We start from the raw sequence: 16,748 nt of genomic DNA on the forward strand, positions 1-16,748 counted from the left end.
TCAAAGCGTGATATAGTGCGCGGCCAGTTTTGATTAATATGATTCAAAACACCCACAGATTGAAAAGAAAACCGAGGAAAACCGAGTGCTTCGCGAAGAACTTAAAGACTTTTTAGCTGATAAAGCTGACGACATGAAAGCAGAAGAGATTGTAATTCTGAATGTAGAAGACAAATCTAGCGTGACAGATTACATGATCATTTGTACTGGCACCTCTAAACGTCACGTTTCATCTATTGCTGATCACGTCGCATCTGAAGTGAAGAAAGCTGGTCTAGAACCACTAGGTATGGAAGGCGAGAAAGAAGGTGAATGGGTTGTTCTCGATATGGGCGATGCCATGCTTCATGTCATGCAAGATGAACACCGTAACCTGTACCAGCTAGAAAAGCTTTGGGGTTAATCTTTTGAAAATTCAACTGATTGCTGTAGGCACTAAAATGCCCAAATGGGTCGAAGAGGGATTCCAAGAATACCGTCGTCGCTTCCCTCATGATATGCCACTTGAGTTGGTTGAGATCCCAGCAGGGAAACGTGGAAAAAATGCCGACATCGCACGTATTCTTCAAAAAGAAGGCGAAGCTATGTTGGCAGCGGTCCCAAAAGGCAACCGCATCGTGACATTGGATATCCCGGGCAAAAAGTGGGATACCCCACAACTGGCAGAACAGCTAGAAGCTTGGAAATTAGATGCTCGCGACGTTTCTATTTTAATTGGTGGCCCAGAAGGGCTTTCTCCTGCATGTAAAGCCGCCGCTGATCAAAGTTGGTCTTTGTCTGCATTGACCTTACCGCACCCACTTGTGCGTATTGTCATGGCGGAGAGTTTATACCGAGCGTGGAGCATTACTGCTAACCACCCTTATCACCGCGAATAATCGCTGCTTAGCCGTAGAGACAAGCGTTAATGATTCGTAAACGCCGCAGTCAAATCCGAGACTACCAAGCTGAAGCGCGCCTGTTTTCCAGTCGCGCTATTTTTGCTTTTTTGGGTATCGTCATTTTGATGGGGTTGCTGGTTGCTAACATGTACAACATACAGGTTAACCAGTTCCAAGATTACCAAACTCGCTCTAACGACAACCGCATCAAAGTCGTTCCAATCGCACCAAACCGTGGTCTTATTTACGACCGCAACGGTATTCTGCTAGCTGAAAACCGCCCTGTCTTCAACTTGGAGCTTACTCCAGAAAAAATCAAAGACATTGATGGCACCATCGAAGAGCTACAAACCATTCTTGAAATCACGCCAGAGCAAATTGAACGTTTCCAGCGTGAACGTAAACGTACACGTCGCTTTAAATCCGTACCACTACTGACTCAGTTAGATGAAAACCAAGTTGCTGTTTTCTCGGTAAACCAATACCGCTTTCCGGGTGTTGAAATCAGCGCAACATTGAAGCGTTACTACCCATTTAGTGAAGTACTGACCCACGTTATTGGCTACGTATCACGCATCAACGATCGTGACATGCAACGCCTAGTTCGTGAAGAAAAAGACGCGAACTACCAAGCCACTCGTGATATCGGCAAACTAGGTATTGAAAAATACTACGAAGATTTATTGCACGGTACCGCGGGTTACCAAGAAGTCGAAGTCAATAGCCGTGGCCGAGTAATTCGTACCTTAAAGTACGTCCCGCCGATTCCGGGTCAAGACATCGTGTTAAACCTCGACATTAACTTACAACTATACGTTCACCAATTATTAGATGGGCGTCGTGGTAGTGCGGTGGTTTTGGATCCTAAAGACAATGGTGTGCTCGCGATGGTTTCAAGCCCGAGCTACGATCCAAACTCCTTTGTCCACGGTATCTCAGGCAAAGCTTACCGAGCCCTCTTGAACGACAAAAACCGTCCACTTGTAAACCGAACTACGCTAGGTATTTACCCCCCAGCTTCCACCATTAAGCCATTTATGGCCGTTGCAGCTTTGGAAGAGGGTGTGGTAACACCAAAAACCACGCGTAATGACCCTGGCTACTGGCGCATTCCAAACTCCGATACTCGCCCATTCCGTGACTGGCTGCGTTGGGGCCATGGCCGCGTAGATATCATCAAGTCGATAGAAGAATCCGTTGATACTTTCTTCTATCAAGTCGCTTATGACATGGGTATCGACCGTATCTCGAATTGGATGATGATGTTTGGTTTTGGTGACTATACCGGTATCGATATTTACGAAGAAAGCAAAGCAAACATGCCAACGCGTGAATGGAAAATGGCTCGCCATAAAACCCCTTGGTACAAAGGCGATACGATTCCTGTTGGTATCGGGCAAGGTTACTGGACAGCAACACCAATGCAAATTGCCAAAGCAACATCGGTATTGGTCAACGAAGGCGCCGTAGCCGCGCCACATTTGCTCAAAGCGACAATTGATAATGGCGGTGATTTTGAAGAGCAAAAGACCTCTGAATACGTCACCTACCCGCCAATTCAAAATGTGCCGGATAAATACTGGAACATGGCCAAAGAAGGCATGCGCTTGGTAAACCATGGTGCGAAAGGGACGGCTCGTCGCTCTTTCTACAATATGGATTACCAAACGGGTGGTAAATCAGGTACTGCTCAGGTCTTCGGTCTAGGTGAAGACGAAGAATACAACGCAGACGAAGTCGCAGAACATCTGCGCGACCACGCCCTGTTTACCGGTTTTGCGCCATTTGACGATCCTAAAGTTGTCGTTTCAATCGTGCTTGAAAACGCCGGTGGTGGTTCAAGTAATGGCGCACCAGTAGCAAGAAAGATCTTCGACCGAGTGATCGTTGGGCCAGAAAAAATCGAACCAGACGATGAGCAAGCCAAAGAGAAACAAGAGGTAACGCAGTGATGAAAATGGATCCCTCTACAGGTAAGAACCGAGCCCTGTTTGAACGCTTCCATATCGACTTGCCGCTTTTACTCGGCATCTTTGCACTAATGGCCTTTGGCTTGGTCATCATGTACAGCGCCAGTGGCCAGAGCTTGGCGATGATGGACCGCCAAGCCATGCGTATGGCCCTATCATTAGTCGTGATGATCGTCTTAGCACAGATCTCGCCCAGAACTTACGAAAGCCTCGCGCCTCTCATGTTTGTCGGTGGTGTCATACTGCTCTTTGGCGTGCTCTTCTTTGGTGAAGCTTCCAAAGGCGCACAGCGCTGGCTAAATCTTGGCTTTGTTCGATTCCAACCTTCTGAGCTTCTCAAGCTCGCCGTACCCTTGATGGTCGCGCGCTATATCGGTCGTCAACCACTTCCCCCGACGTTCAAAACCCTCATCGTTGCGTTGATCATGGTTTGCTTGCCAACCATTCTCATCGCAAAGCAACCTGACTTAGGGACCTCGATTCTGATCGCTGCATCAGGCATCTTTGTTATCTTCCTTGCGGGTATCAGTTGGAAAATCATTGCTGGTGCCTCACTGGCGCTTGGTGGTTTCATTCCCGTTTTGTGGTTCTTCTTGATGCGTGAGTATCAAAAAGTGCGCGTTCGTACTCTGTTCAACCCTGAATCAGACCCTCTCGGTGCCGGTTATCACATCATCCAAAGTAAAATTGCGATTGGTTCTGGTGGTATTTCCGGCAAAGGTTGGTTGCAAGGCACTCAATCACAGTTAGAATTTCTTCCTGAACGTCACACTGACTTTATCTTTGCAGTAATTGCTGAAGAATGGGGTATGATTGGCTTCCTTTGCCTGTTGACCATCTATCTCTTTATTATTGGACGAGGTCTCTACCTCGCAAGCCAAGCACAAACTGCGTTTGGCCGAATGATGGCAGGCAGTATTGTACTCAGCTTCTTCGTGTATATTTTTGTAAATATCGGCATGGTAAGTGGCATCCTACCCGTAGTAGGCGTACCTTTACCGTTGATCAGTTATGGTGGCACTTCCATGGTGACACTGATGGCTGGTTTTGGCATTTTGATGTCGATCCACACGCACCGAAAAGCATTCTCTAAGGCGACCTAGACCATGCAAAAACGCGCTTTATATTCCTTAGTTTTTTCTGCTGTTATTTTGGCGGGCTGTTCTTCTACCGACCAAAAAACACAAGAAGGCCGTTATGAACTTGAATCCGATGTAGCACCAGATAAACCTCTATCGGTCGAGCACATTGAGGATGCGCATCCTAAATATGAACCATACAGCTTAGGTGGTAACAGCGATTACAATCTACGAGGTTCCGACTACAAAATCGTTCGTGACGCAAAAGGTTTTACGGAAAAAGGCCGTGCCTCTTGGTACGGAAAAAAATTCCAAGGTCACCTTACGTCCAACGGTGAAATTTACGATATGTACTCAATGACAGCCGCACACAAAACGCTGCCATTACCGAGCTACGTTAAAGTCACCAATACCGACAATGGTAAATCAACCGTTGTACGTGTTAACGACCGTGGCCCATTTCATGACGGCCGTATTATTGATTTAAGCTACGCCGCCGCTCATAAGCTCGACGTCGTGAAAACTGGCACAGCGAACGTACAAATTGAAGTCATCACCATTGATAAGCCAACCGATGAAAAGTCTTTAGCTGCGCACCCAAAATACGTGATTCAAGTTGCTTCTTCAAAATATGAAGATCGAGCGCGAACTTTAGGCCAAGAGCTTGGTCAAAAGCTGGATACAGAAACTTTCTTGGAGAGCACGAAAGAAACTCACCGCTTGTTGCTAGGGCCATTTACTGACTATTCCCTGACGCAAGCAACACTGGATAAAGTAAAGTTGCTCGGCTATTCGTCCGCATTTATTAAAAAACACAAAACTGACAAATGACCTTGGTGTCATGAATTTCTATGCAGAGCCCTTCTTACATAAGCAGGGATTCTGTTAAGATGTCGACAGTTAACCAAAAAATTTGAATTACCATGAATAAAAATAAGTTTGTGAAATCTATTCTCGTTTCTTCGGTTGCGCTAACTGCAACCATCGCTCAATCTGCTTTTGCTTCACCAGTTGTTGTCCCAGACGCACCTCAAATCGCAGCGAAAGGCTACGTTTTGATGGATTACAACTCAGGTAAAGTTCTGGCTGAGAAAGAGATGAACACAAAGTTGTCTCCTGCTAGTCTGACAAAAATGATGACCAGCTACGTAATTGGCCAAGAGCTAGCGCGTGGTAATATTTCAGAAGACGATGATGTAACCATCAGTAAGAACGCATGGGCGAAAAACTTCCCTGATTCTTCAAAAATGTTCATTGAAGTTGGCACCACAGTTAAGGTGAAAGACCTAAACCGCGGTATCATCATTCAATCAGGTAACGACGCTTGTGTCGCAATGGCTGAACACATTGCAGGCTCTGAAGATGCATTCGTAGACCTAATGAACGCATGGGCAAACACAATTGGCATGAGCAACACGCATTTTGCTAACGTGCACGGCCTAGATAACCCAAATCTATACTCAACACCTTATGACATGGCACTGCTTGGTAAAGCATTGATCCGTGACGTTCCTGATGAGTACCGTATCTACTCAGATAAAAAATTCACTTACAACGGCATCACACAGTACAACCGTAACGGCCTATTGTGGGATAAGAGCATGAACGTTGATGGCATCAAGACTGGCCATACTAGCAACGCGGGCTACAGCCTAGTAAGTTCGGCAACTGAAGGTCAAATGCGCCTAGTTGCAGTGGTAATGGGTACCAAAGATGCAAACGCTCGTAAATCAGAAAGCAAAAAGCTACTGAGCTACGGCTTCCGCTTCTTCGAAACCGTTGCGCCACATAAAGCGGGTGAAACGTTTGTAGAAGAAAAAGTATGGATGGGTAACAAAGATACGGTTGCTCTGGGTCTTGACCAAGATACTTACGTAACGCTACCTCGTGGTGAAGCAAAGAATCTAAAGGCAAGCTTCGTACTTGAAAAAGAGCTAGAAGCCCCAATTAATAAAGGTGATGTAGTTGGTAAGCTATACTATCAAATTGATGGTGAAGATATTGCTGAGTACCCACTAATGGCATTAGAAACTGTAGACCAAGGCAGCCTATTTAGCCGTATGTGGGACTACATCGTATTGTTGTTTAAGAGCTTCTTCTAACAGTCGCTTCTGAACAACAAACAAGTCCGCAAAGCCGCCAACTAGGGCGGCTTTGTTATCTATACTCAAGCGACGTTAAGATGCTTGGGGATGATCTTGAGTTCACCCTAATTTGACTGTACTATTTCGCACCGCAACGAATACCAACTGGAGTTACCGATATGCTAACCATCAACTCTGATGCAAAATTGAAAGACCTGCTTGAGTTCCCTTGTTCATTTACTTACAAGGTAATGGGGCATGCAAAACCTGAACTTCCAGAACTCGTTCTTGAAGTAATCCAGCGTCATGCTCCAGGTGACTACAGCCCAGCAGTAAAACCAAGTGCTAAGGGCAACTACCACTCGGTGTCTATCAATATTACTGCTACCTCTATCGAGCAGGTTGAAACCCTTTACAAAGAACTGGGTGAAATCGACATCGTACGCATGGTTCTATAATTTTTTGATAAATTAAATTTTTTTTGAAAGCAGCTTCGGCTGCTTTCTTTTTATTTATCATGTAGATAATGAAAACCACTGACTCTTTCAGTTAAAAATCTGTTACTCAACTGTAGAGCATCAAACTCATCCGGTTTATAATCCAAAAACTTTATATATTAGTGACAGGAATCCCCATGCAACACCAACTTGTTGTAAGACGACTTGGACGCCAAGATTATGAGCCTGTATGGAAGGCGATGCATGAGTTCACTGATCAACGCACAGACGACACGCCTGATGAAGTTTGGTTGGTAGAACACAACCCAGTATTTACACAAGGTCAAGCGGGTAAAGCCGAACACCTCATTAACACTGGTAATATTCCTGTTGTACAAAGCGATCGCGGGGGTCAAGTGACCTACCATGGTCCTGGTCAGCTTGTCGCTTACTTTCTGATCAACCTGCGTCGTAAAAAATTAGGGGTGCGAGATCTCGTTACGCACATAGAGAACCTCGTGATCAACACCCTAAAGGCATACAATATCGAATCTGCTGCGCGACCAGATGCCCCAGGTGTTTATGTCGACAGTAAAAAAATATGTTCTCTCGGCCTTCGCATTCGCAAAGGATGCTCATTCCACGGCCTAGCGTTGAACGTCAATATGGACTTAGGTCCGTTTTTACGTATAAACCCTTGTGGCTATGAAGGAATGGAGATGGTTCAGGTTAGCCAAGTTGGCGGCCCTGAAGATATCGAAGTCGTGGAAAAACAACTAATACAAGAACTCGTTACTTTGCTTGATTACGAGCAAGTAGAATTCAGCACAGAAGCACCTTCTCAAGGTAACAAAGCATGAGCAAACCAATCCAGATGGAAAAAGGCGTCAAATACCGCGACGCTGACAAAATGGCATTGATTCCCGTAAAGAACATGCCTACAGAGCAGAAAGAAGTGCTACGTAAGCCTGATTGGATGAAGATCAAGCTACCAGCCGACAGCCAACGTATTCAAGACATCAAATCAGCGATGCGCAAGAACAACCTTCACTCAGTATGTGAAGAAGCCTCTTGCCCTAACCTAGCGGAATGTTTTAACCACGGTACGGCTACTTTCATGATCCTTGGCGCTATCTGTACTCGCCGTTGTCCATTCTGTGACGTTGCCCATGGCCGTCCGCTTGCAGTAGAAGCTGAAGAGCCGAAGAAACTGGCTAAAACCATCGCAGACATGAAGCTGAAATACGTCGTTATCACTTCAGTAGACCGCGATGATTTGCGTGATGGCGGTGCAGAGCACTTTGCAAACTGTAACCGTGAAATCCGCGAACTGAACCCACACATCAAGATTGAAACGCTTGTACCTGATTTCCGTGGCCGTATGGATGTAGCACTTGATCTGATGAAAGACAACCCACCAGATGTCTTCAACCACAACCTAGAAACGGCACCTCGTTTGTACCGTAAAGCTCGCCCAGGCGCGAACTACAAATGGTCACTACAATTGCTGCAAAAGTTCAAAGAGCAGCACCCAAATGTACCGACCAAATCAGGTGTTATGATGGGTCTTGGCGAAACGAAAGAAGAGATCGTCCAAGTACTAAAAGACCTACGTGCACACGGTGTAACAATGCTGACACTTGGTCAGTACCTAGCACCAAGCCGTCACCACCTGCCAGTAGAGCGTTACGTTCCACCATCAGAGTTTGACGAGCTAAAAGAGATCGCACTAGAACTTGGCTTCACGCACGCGGCGTGTGGTCCATTCGTTCGTTCTTCTTACCATGCCGATATGCAGGCTCAAGGTATCGAGATTAAATAAGCGCTCGCTTGTTTTGAAGAGAAAGGTTGGCTCAGTGCCAGCCTTTTTTGTATCTGTCGAACATAAAACACCATCATTTGGACAATAAGCTTATTTCTCAGAACCAAAAGCAGCGTCATTCCGAAGATCCTAGGCGATATCAGAAATCTGATTTCAGCGCACTCTAAGCTGATATTTCCATACGCTAGAAAAACAAAAAGGCCCTCAAATGAGGACCTTTCATCAATCAAATAATCAAACCGAATCGCAGAAATAGAACGAGTTCGCCTGAGTTATTTTCAAAGAAAGCGAATTTACACAGAGAACTATGCGTAAACTGGTAGACGCTTACAGATCTCTAGAACTTTCTGTTTCGTTGCTTCGATAACTTCCTCGTTGCCGATGTTATCTAGAACGTCACACATCCAGTTTGCTAGCTCTTTCGCGTCATCTTCAGTGAAGCCGCGACGAGTAATTGCTGGTGTACCTACACGGATACCAGACGTTACGAATGGGCTGCGTGGATCGTTTGGAACAGAGTTCTTGTTTACTGTGATGTTTGCTGCACCAAGTGCTGCATCTGCATCTTTACCAGTGATGTCTTTGTCGATTAGATCAACTAGGAATAGGTGGTTCTCAGTACCGTTAGAAACGATCTTGTAGCCACGCTCTTGGAATTGACCAACCATTGCTTTCGCGTTTTTCACAACGTTAGCTTGGTAAGCTTTGAATTCAGGCTCCATCGCTTCTTTGAACGCTACCGCTTTACCAGCGATAACGTGCATTAGAGGACCACCTTGACCGCCAGGGAATACTGCTGAGTTGAGCTTCTTGTACAGCTCTTCACCTTCGTTAGAAAGGATAAGACCGCCACGAGGACCTGCTAGCGTTTTGTGCGTAGTCGTTGTTACTACGTGAGCATGTGGAACTGGTGTTGGGTACTCGCCTGCTGCGATTAGACCAGCAACGTGTGCCATGTCTACGAATAGGTAAGCGTCAACTTTGTCCGCGATTTCACGCATGCGTTTCCAATCAACGATTTGTGAGTAAGCAGAGAAACCACCGATGATCATCTTAGGCTTGTGCTCAAGCGCTAGCTGTTCCATCTCGTCGTAGTTGATTTGACCTGCTTCGTCGATACCGTAAGGAATCACGTTGTAGTGCTTACCAGAAAAGTTTACTGGAGAACCGTGAGTTAGGTGGCCACCGTGCGCTAGGCTCATACCTAGAACTGTGTCGCCTGGGTTTAGAAGCGCCATGTAAACTGCGCTGTTTGCTTGAGAACCTGAGTGAGGCTGTACGTTCGCGTACTCACAACCGAACAGTTGGCATGCACGATCGATTGCCAGTGCTTCAGCTTTATCTACGTACTCACAACCGCCGTAGTAACGCTTGCCTGGGTAGCCTTCAGCGTATTTGTTCGTTAGCTGAGAACCTTGAGCTTCCATTACACGTGGACTTGTGTAGTTTTCAGAAGCGATTAGTTCAATGTGTTCTTCCTGGCGAAGTGTTTCTTCCTGGATAGCTGCGAACAGTTCCGCATCGTAATCTGCGATGTTCATATCACGCTTAAGCATCTGTATCTCCTGACTCAGATTGGTACTGAAAGTTGCAAAAAAACTGGATAACGACCTAACGCAAACGTTTTCGTCGACCTAATGGCGCGCATTCTACATAATTTGATCTAGGTCATAAAGAGAAATTTACAATTTTTCTCATGCAGTTTTTTCATGGTGACAAGCAAGAAATATCATGACGATGTTGCAATCGTTTAACCATGATCCGTTGACTGTCAATTTTGTGCTTTACACCCTGTAAAACGACAATTACATAGGTTTACCGCAAATTTTACCCTCTAGCTACCGAAAAGATCATCTTTTTACTACTATGCACGCCCGATTTATCACTAACGACTGCATAATAGATGGAAAAACACTCAAGAAAAGAAGACTGGATGGCAATTCTTACGGGGACCTTTTTGGTCGCTCAAGGCGTTTTCTTTCTCCAATCCGCGAGCCTCTTAACCGGAGGCACCACAGGATTAGCTCTGCTTATTAGCCAATTTACACCTTTTACGTTTGGTGTGCTGTACTTTTTAGCCAACTGTCCTTTTTACTTGCTAGCATGGAAACGCTTCGGCCGTCATTTTGCGATTAATAGTGCAATTTCTGGCGCTTTGGTTTCTATCTTTGCGGACAACCTGTATTTGCTGATTTCACTTGAATCGATTAACGAGGTTTATTGTGCGGTAGCCGGTGGCTTACTGATGGGTTTAGGTATGCTGATCTTATTCCGTCATCGTTCAAGCTTGGGTGGCTTCAACGTACTGTGCTTATTCATTCAAGACAAGTTTGGCATTTCTGTTGGCAAATCGCAGATGGCGATTGACGCTTGCATCTTATTTGCGTCTTTCTTCTTCGTCACGCCTTGGGTTATCGGCCTCTCGATTCTTGGTGCATTCGCACTGAACCTAGTGCTTGCGATGAACCACAAACCACATCGCTATTCTGTGAGCTACGGTTCATAACCTTTCTGTGATAATTGGAGCGCAATTTATAAGATTTTGCGCTCCAATGACTATATAATACTTCGCCATTTCCTAATCACTCATGATGGTATGCGCGACTTCCTACAACGAGCCAAACAAACCAACAGTCAGATTGTTATTGGCGAGCTGATCTACAACCCAGAGACTCAAACCCTTCACAAACAAGCGGTCGTTATCGATCTTGAGCCGCGTAGCATCGAGTTATTAGAACTGCTGCTCACCAGTGTTGGCCACCCGCTGTCTGCAGAAACCATCATAGAGACCATTTGGCAAAGTAAGTTCATTTCAAAGAACGTACTTACCAATCGAATCAGTACACTTCGGGCCTTGCTACAAGAGCACTTACCAGAGCATGATGCCGCCAAACTATTGGTGACCTACCCGCGTAAAGGTTACTTTTTCAACCCAGCCAACATTCAGTTAATACCACCAGCGAGAGCCGACAAACGTAAAGCGAAGGTGGCAAACCCACAAAAAACGACTTCGTCATTGAAATGGCCTATCGCCTACTGCCTTTGTGCTCTGCTAGCTGCCTCTTGCGTGATACTTTCCGTTATTGTCTGGCAACAGCAAGGAGTCTCCACTCAGCAAACTCGTAACCAACTGCTGATTCCAAAAGTGGAGCTACTGCTTAATCGTGTTGATGCCTTAGGTGCAGAGGCAAGGGAATACCGCACCATGGTGAAAGCGATATTATTGCAACAACAAGTTGAGTACCCATATACGGACATCGCTAACCAAGATGCACCGAGCTATTTCCTCGATCCAATCAACAAGACGCCTTATTTCCCTGGCGCTCGCAACATGCAAACCAGCGATTATCAACTTAATATTGAACTCAAAGATGGTCCGACCGAAGGTGTTTTAAAGGCAAAAATGAACTTGATTTACCCTGCTACGGGTAAACTGGCCTTTCGTAACCAATACATGCTTCGCACCGCACACTTACAGTCGGATTTGTTTAAGCTCCACACGGACATTGCCCAATACTTCAACTTACCAGAACCGTCCAAAAGCACTTGGCATCTGAGTGACGCCCACAAGAAAATGCTGCTTGGAAAAGCATTTTCAACGACTGATATCAAAAACATGGATGAGTTTGCCGCCATCACGATTGCTCGGCATTTAGCTTTATACGAACAAAATAAAGCCGAACTCGAAGGTTTTCTTTATCAAGTACAATCCGGGTTTGACGCCTTACCTGATGAGTTAAATTTATGGATGGGGATCCTCCACTACAAACTTGGTAATCTCGATAAGGCGAAAACTTTCTTGACGACACCGGCAGGAGATTCATTGATTCAAAATGCCCTGATTTACACTTTTGTCTCTCATATCGCCTACAAGCAGAATAAGCTTGACCAATTCCGCCTCAATTATATGGAGTCTTTGGTGGCTCTGCTGCGCGTAATGCCTTCTGAAGAATTGTTTAGTCGCTTGTCACAACCAGAATCCAAAGAAACCTGCTTACAGCCTTGGAAGAAGTTGCGTGTCAGTATTAAGGAAAAGGAAATAGTGATGCGTTGGAAGGCATTAATTGAAGAATACTGCACCAATATCGAGGCAGATATTAATCCAGATAAAACAAAGACCTAAATATAAAATTAAGCTTTCATTTAACTCTATTAGCTTTTATTTTTTGCCCTTTTTCTCACTCAAAACTTAGCATGGCGACATTCAAATAACGGCTCGATTTATCAGCCTTTACCAACTAGGAATGTAAACTCATGCTTAAAAAAATGACGCTTATCGCAGCAGCTACGATCGCACTTTACGGCTGTGGCGGCGGCTCTTCTTCCGGCTCATCAAGCGGCAATAAAGGCCCACAAAATAGCATCGATTACCCGATCCAAAACTCATCTTTTTCCCCAGTAGTAACAACAAAACTGAACTACGCCATTTCTGCAGACGGGCAACAAGTGGGCTCGGTGCTGATGAATTTTGATCCAATGAGCAGCCAAGAACTTCTTGACGCTTTAACTCTGATCCCACAATCAGCTCCAGTGCAACAAGTTATCCATGACTTAGTCAACAACGGTATCACTCAGTTTTACCTATCACAGCAAGTGGAAGAGAGCGGCGAAGAAGAGAAGTCGATTTACTTTGCCGGTACGGATGGCGCACTGCATGAAATCACGGACACCTATCTCGTTGATCATCGCTTTATCGTACCCATCATGAACAGCAGCCCAGTATTTCGCTTGGAAGGTTCGACAGTTAAGGAGAAAGATCCGAACATTGATATCAGCGTAAACACGGTCTCAGTCATTTTAGATCTAAATGGTGAACAAGTGGCAAACCTACTGAATGATTTTGATGATCACCAATGGGTAAAAACTTTGCCAAATGAGGCAAACTGTAAAGCGGGCTGGAGCCAACAAATCACCGAAACAGGCGCACGCAAAACTTTCAAAGTGTCTGGCAAATCAATTGAAGCCGCCTACCTAACCGAAACGAATACTTATAACCTAAGATGTGACGAGATGGACTCAATGGAGTTTGAAACATCCGCAGAGCGCTGGTTCAACCCTGCACTAGGGTTGATTGAACAAGTTGAACTGTTGAAAGCAGAACAGGCTCAAATCAGTGAAGAGAAAGCGACACTGAGCAAGATCGAGAAAGCATAAGCCGCTGTCTTATCTCATAGAAAAAAGGCTTTGGGGAGCACTCCAAAGCCTTTTGTTTAGGATCGAAATCCTTAGGGGTATTTTTTATTTGCCTCTAAGACTCAATCAGCAAGATGCGTGTTTCGTAAGGACGCAGAACTTGATGATTGGAAGTAATCGCGCTGGTCGCATTCTGATAGTTGGAAAGCAGATTCTTGGCTTTGCTCATATCAAAGCGCTCTGGTAACACACACTCCACTTCTTCGCCGTAGTAATTGTTAATACACAACAACGTTTGCTTGTCGTTCTGGCGAGCGTAAGCAAAAATACGTTTGTGCTCTGGCAGCAAGTCCTCGTAACGACCATCAGTGATTACTTGAACCTGTTTACGTAGTTCAATCAAGCGCTTGTAGAAGTAGAACACCGAGTTCAAATCGGCAATTGCGGCTTCCGCGTTGATCTCAGAATAGTTCTGAGCCACCTCTAGCCACGGCGTGCCTTCAGTAAAACCCGCATGTTTCGCGCTGTTCCATTGCATTGGGGTACGTGAATTATCACGCGACTTCTGCGCCAAAATCGCCATCATATCGTCGTGAGATACACCATCGCGATTAACCATGATGTCGTACATGTTCGTGCTTTCAACATCGCGATATTGGCTGATTTCGGTGTAGCCCGGGTTGGTCATGCCGATCTCTTCACCTTGATAAACATAAGGCGTGCCTTGCATCATGTGTACCGATGCCGCAAGCATTTTGGCAGATTCAACACGGTATTGTTCGTCGTTACCTAATCGGCTCACAACGCGTGGTTGGTCGTGGTTACACCAAAATAGCGCGCCCCACCCTTTGCCATTTAAGCCGGTTTGCCAGTGGTTGAAGATCTGTTTCAGTTGGATGAAATCAAACGGCGCTTTCGTCCATTTATCACCATTCGGGTAATCGACTTTCAGGTGGTGGAAATTGAACACCATCGACAACTCTTTGCCATCTTGCGCTGAATACTGCTGGCAATGCTCTAGCGTGGTGGAAGACATTTCACCTACCGTCACACTACCATATTTCTGGAATACGGCTTCACTGATCTCTTGAAGGTATTCGTGCACACGTGGACCATCCGTGTAGAAACGGCGACCATCACCAATATCGTCACTTGGGAAATCTTGCTGCTTGGAAATCAGGTTGATAACGTCAAGACGGAAACCATCGACACCTTTCTCTGCCCAGAAGCTGATGACTTCTTTCACTTCTTCACGCACTACCGGGTTTTCCCAGTTTAAGTCCGCTTGCTCTTTAGCAAAAAGGTGCAAATAGTACTGACCCGTTTTTTCATCCAGCGCCCAAGCGTTGCCACCAAACTTAGATTGCCAGTTGTTTGGCTCTGCGCCATCAACAGGATCTTTCCAGATGTAGTAATCACGGTAAGGGCTGTTTTTGTCACCCAGTGCCGATTGAAACCACTTGTGTTCTGTCGAAGTATGGTTGACCACGATATCCATGATGATTCGAATACCCAGTTGGTGAGCCTCAGCCAACAGGGTATCGAAATCTTGCATGGTGCCGAAATCTGGGTTGATCGCGTAGTAATCGGAAATGTCATAACCGTTGTCGATCATTGGTGATTGATAAACCGGCGTCAGCCAAATCGCATCCACACCAAGGTGTTTTAGATAATCCAGTTTAGAAATGATCCCTTTGATATCGCCCGTGCCTTTACTTCCACTGTCACAAAAGCTTTTTGGGTAAATTTGGTAGATGGTTGCGGTTTTCCACCAGCTCTCATCATGCTTGGTCATTGCCATTTCTAACGCTCACTCACCATTAAACGGAAACTTAAAAATCTTAAAAAATAGAGAAGATAAACGAGGCAACCAAATCGCTACCTCAGTTCGAATTACGCGCTAGCGGTTTCTAACTCGCCTTTCATTTGCGCACGCTTATACAACACAAGGGTCAGTGCCACTGGTACAACAATCGCCACCAACATCGCCAGAGCAAATACACCCCAGAATTGTGGTTGGATAGACAAGATGCCCGGCAAACCGCCCACACCGATACCGTTCGCCATCACACCTGCGCTACCACAGATAGCAGCGGCAATCGCACTACCGATCATCGCGCTCAGCATTGGGAATTTGTATTTCAAGTTGATGCCGTACATTGCAGGTTCTGTTACACCAAGATAAGCAGAGATAGCCGCAGGCACTGAGATATCGCGCTCGCCGTGTTTTTTGCTGATGATAATGATGCCGACTACCGCTGAAGCTTGAGCAATGTTTGATAGTGCAATCAATGGCCAGATTGGCGTACCGCCTAGCTCTTGCATCAGTTGAAGGTCAACCGCATTGGTAGTGTGATGAATACCCGTAATCACCAAAGGTGCGTATAGGAAGCCAAAGATGGTTGAACCAATCATCGCGAAGTCACCCGTCATGGCTGCTTTTGCTGCGAAAGCAACGCCGTCACCCAACATACGACCAAATGGACCAATAATAGAATGCGCAAGAATCACAGATACGATGATAGAGACAAACGGCACCACAACGAGGTAAAGATATGAAGGAATGATTCGCTTTAAATTAGTTTCTATGAATGCCAAGGCGACACCCGCTAACATGGCCGGAATCACTTGCGCTTGATACCCCACTTTCTCGATGGCGAATAAGCCAAAGTCCCACACTTCTGGCACTTGCTTACCAATCAGATAGGCGTTCATTAACTGTGGCGAAACCAGTGTCACACCTAATGTAATCCCCAAAATCGGAGTACCACCGAGTTTTTTGACTGTTGACCAACACACGCCAACCGGTAAGAAGAAGAAAATCGCCTCACCAATTAGCCATAAGAAAGAGTGTACCGTTGCCCAAAACTGGCTGATTTCCGTTAGCGTTTGACCATCAAACATCTTGATGTCGCCAATCACGTTACGGAAGCCAAGAATCAGACCACCAGTGATGATCGCCGGTAACAATGGCACAAAGATTTCTGCAAGGTGAGAAATACCACGCTCAACAATGTTCATGTTTTGACGAGCTGCGTTTTTTGATTCGTCTTTGCTCGCTTCACTTTTACCCGTCAGCTCGATCAGTACTTTGTAAACCTCATCAACTTCAGTACCAATCACCACTTGGAACTGACCTGCGTTAGTAAAGCAGCCTTTTACCATAGGTAATGCGTCTAATTGTTCAATATCGGCTTTGTCAGTGTCATTCAACACGAAACGCAAGCGAGTTAAACAGTGGCTTACACTGGCAATATTGTCCGATCCCCCGACCAGTTCAATAAGACGCTGTACATCTTGACGCGCAATCTTACTCATAACTTTGTCCACCCTGTATTGGAT

The 16,748-nt window shown here is 45.6% G+C and carries 15 protein-coding genes; 12 read left to right on the forward strand and 3 right to left on the reverse strand.

What is annotated here, in order from left to right; genetic code table 11:
- Nucleotides 1-85: 85 nt before the first annotated feature.
- The 9 genes from rsfS (at nucleotide 86) to lipA (ending at nucleotide 8,273) form a co-directional block, all read left to right on the forward strand.
- The gene (gene rsfS / locus ITG12_RS07615; RefSeq protein ID WP_038875827.1) at nucleotides 86-403 is read left to right on the forward strand and encodes a ribosome silencing factor; all 318 of its coding nucleotides are present in this window, start codon (nucleotides 86-88) and stop codon (nucleotides 401-403) included.
- Between the two features lie 4 nt (nucleotides 404-407).
- Nucleotides 408-878 carry a 23S rRNA (pseudouridine(1915)-N(3))-methyltransferase RlmH gene (gene rlmH, locus ITG12_RS07620; protein ID WP_038873801.1) on the forward strand — a complete coding sequence of 157 codons (471 nt, stop codon included), beginning with the start codon at nucleotides 408-410 and terminating at the stop codon, nucleotides 876-878.
- A gap of 29 nt (nucleotides 879-907) precedes the next feature.
- Nucleotides 908-2,833, forward strand: a complete 1,926-nt coding sequence (mrdA, locus tag ITG12_RS07625) for a penicillin-binding protein 2 (protein ID WP_102388286.1) — start codon at nucleotides 908-910, stop codon at nucleotides 2,831-2,833.
- Nucleotides 2,833-3,954, forward strand: a complete 1,122-nt coding sequence (gene rodA, locus ITG12_RS07630; RefSeq protein WP_038875610.1) for a rod shape-determining protein RodA — start codon at nucleotides 2,833-2,835, stop codon at nucleotides 3,952-3,954. Before mrdA ends, rodA begins: the two co-directional genes overlap by 1 nt.
- Before the next feature lie 3 nt (nucleotides 3,955-3,957).
- Complete coding sequence (locus ITG12_RS07635; RefSeq protein ID WP_038875609.1) at nucleotides 3,958-4,761, forward strand: septal ring lytic transglycosylase RlpA family protein; 804 nt, start codon at nucleotides 3,958-3,960, stop codon at nucleotides 4,759-4,761.
- Between the two features lie 92 nt (nucleotides 4,762-4,853).
- Entirely contained in the window at nucleotides 4,854-6,032 is a 1,179-nt protein-coding gene (locus ITG12_RS07640; RefSeq protein ID WP_038865383.1) for a serine hydrolase, read from the forward strand.
- A gap of 161 nt (nucleotides 6,033-6,193) precedes the next feature.
- On the forward strand, nucleotides 6,194-6,472 hold the full coding sequence (gene ybeD / locus ITG12_RS07645) for a DUF493 family protein YbeD (protein ID WP_038865384.1): 279 nt from the start codon (nucleotides 6,194-6,196) through the stop codon (nucleotides 6,470-6,472).
- A gap of 176 nt (nucleotides 6,473-6,648) precedes the next feature.
- Nucleotides 6,649-7,311 (forward strand): lipoyl(octanoyl) transferase LipB, encoded by a 663-nt coding sequence (gene lipB / locus ITG12_RS07650; protein ID WP_038865385.1) that lies wholly within the window; start codon nucleotides 6,649-6,651, stop codon nucleotides 7,309-7,311.
- Complete coding sequence (gene lipA / locus ITG12_RS07655; RefSeq protein WP_038875607.1) at nucleotides 7,308-8,273, forward strand: lipoyl synthase; 966 nt, start codon at nucleotides 7,308-7,310, stop codon at nucleotides 8,271-8,273. Before lipB ends, lipA begins: the two co-directional genes overlap by 4 nt.
- Nucleotides 8,274-8,578: 305 nt before the next feature.
- Here the strand turns inward: lipA and glyA are convergent, their stop codons facing one another.
- A complete protein-coding gene (glyA, locus tag ITG12_RS07660) occupies nucleotides 8,579-9,829 on the reverse strand; it encodes a serine hydroxymethyltransferase (protein WP_005440106.1) in 1,251 nt (416 codons plus the stop codon).
- Between the two features lie 347 nt (nucleotides 9,830-10,176).
- On the opposite strand from glyA, the gene ITG12_RS07665 reads away from it, so the two are divergent.
- The 3 genes from ITG12_RS07665 (at nucleotide 10,177) to ITG12_RS07675 (ending at nucleotide 13,427) form a co-directional block, all read left to right on the forward strand.
- Nucleotides 10,177-10,779 (forward strand): YitT family protein, encoded by a 603-nt coding sequence (locus ITG12_RS07665; RefSeq protein WP_038875605.1) that lies wholly within the window; start codon nucleotides 10,177-10,179, stop codon nucleotides 10,777-10,779.
- Between the two features lie 90 nt (nucleotides 10,780-10,869).
- Nucleotides 10,870-12,396 (forward strand): winged helix-turn-helix domain-containing protein, encoded by a 1,527-nt coding sequence (locus tag ITG12_RS07670; protein WP_038875603.1) that lies wholly within the window; start codon nucleotides 10,870-10,872, stop codon nucleotides 12,394-12,396.
- Nucleotides 12,397-12,527: 131 nt separating this feature from the next.
- Nucleotides 12,528-13,427 (forward strand): hypothetical protein, encoded by a 900-nt coding sequence (locus ITG12_RS07675; protein WP_038875600.1) that lies wholly within the window; start codon nucleotides 12,528-12,530, stop codon nucleotides 13,425-13,427.
- A gap of 94 nt (nucleotides 13,428-13,521) precedes the next feature.
- On the opposite strand, the gene treC is transcribed toward ITG12_RS07675, so the two are convergent.
- Nucleotides 13,522-15,207: an alpha,alpha-phosphotrehalase gene (treC, locus tag ITG12_RS07680; RefSeq protein ID WP_038875598.1), complete on the reverse strand. Its 1,686-nt coding sequence runs from the start codon at nucleotides 15,205-15,207 to the stop codon at nucleotides 13,522-13,524.
- A 92-nt stretch (nucleotides 15,208-15,299) separates the two neighbouring features.
- Entirely contained in the window at nucleotides 15,300-16,724 is a 1,425-nt protein-coding gene (treB, locus tag ITG12_RS07685; RefSeq protein WP_248873918.1) for a PTS trehalose transporter subunit IIBC, read from the reverse strand.
- Nucleotides 16,725-16,748: the final 24 nt, after the last annotated feature.

The sequence above is a fragment of the Vibrio sp. ED002 genome, assembly GCF_023277445.1.
Lineage (GTDB): Bacteria > Pseudomonadota > Gammaproteobacteria > Enterobacterales > Vibrionaceae > Vibrio > Vibrio jasicida.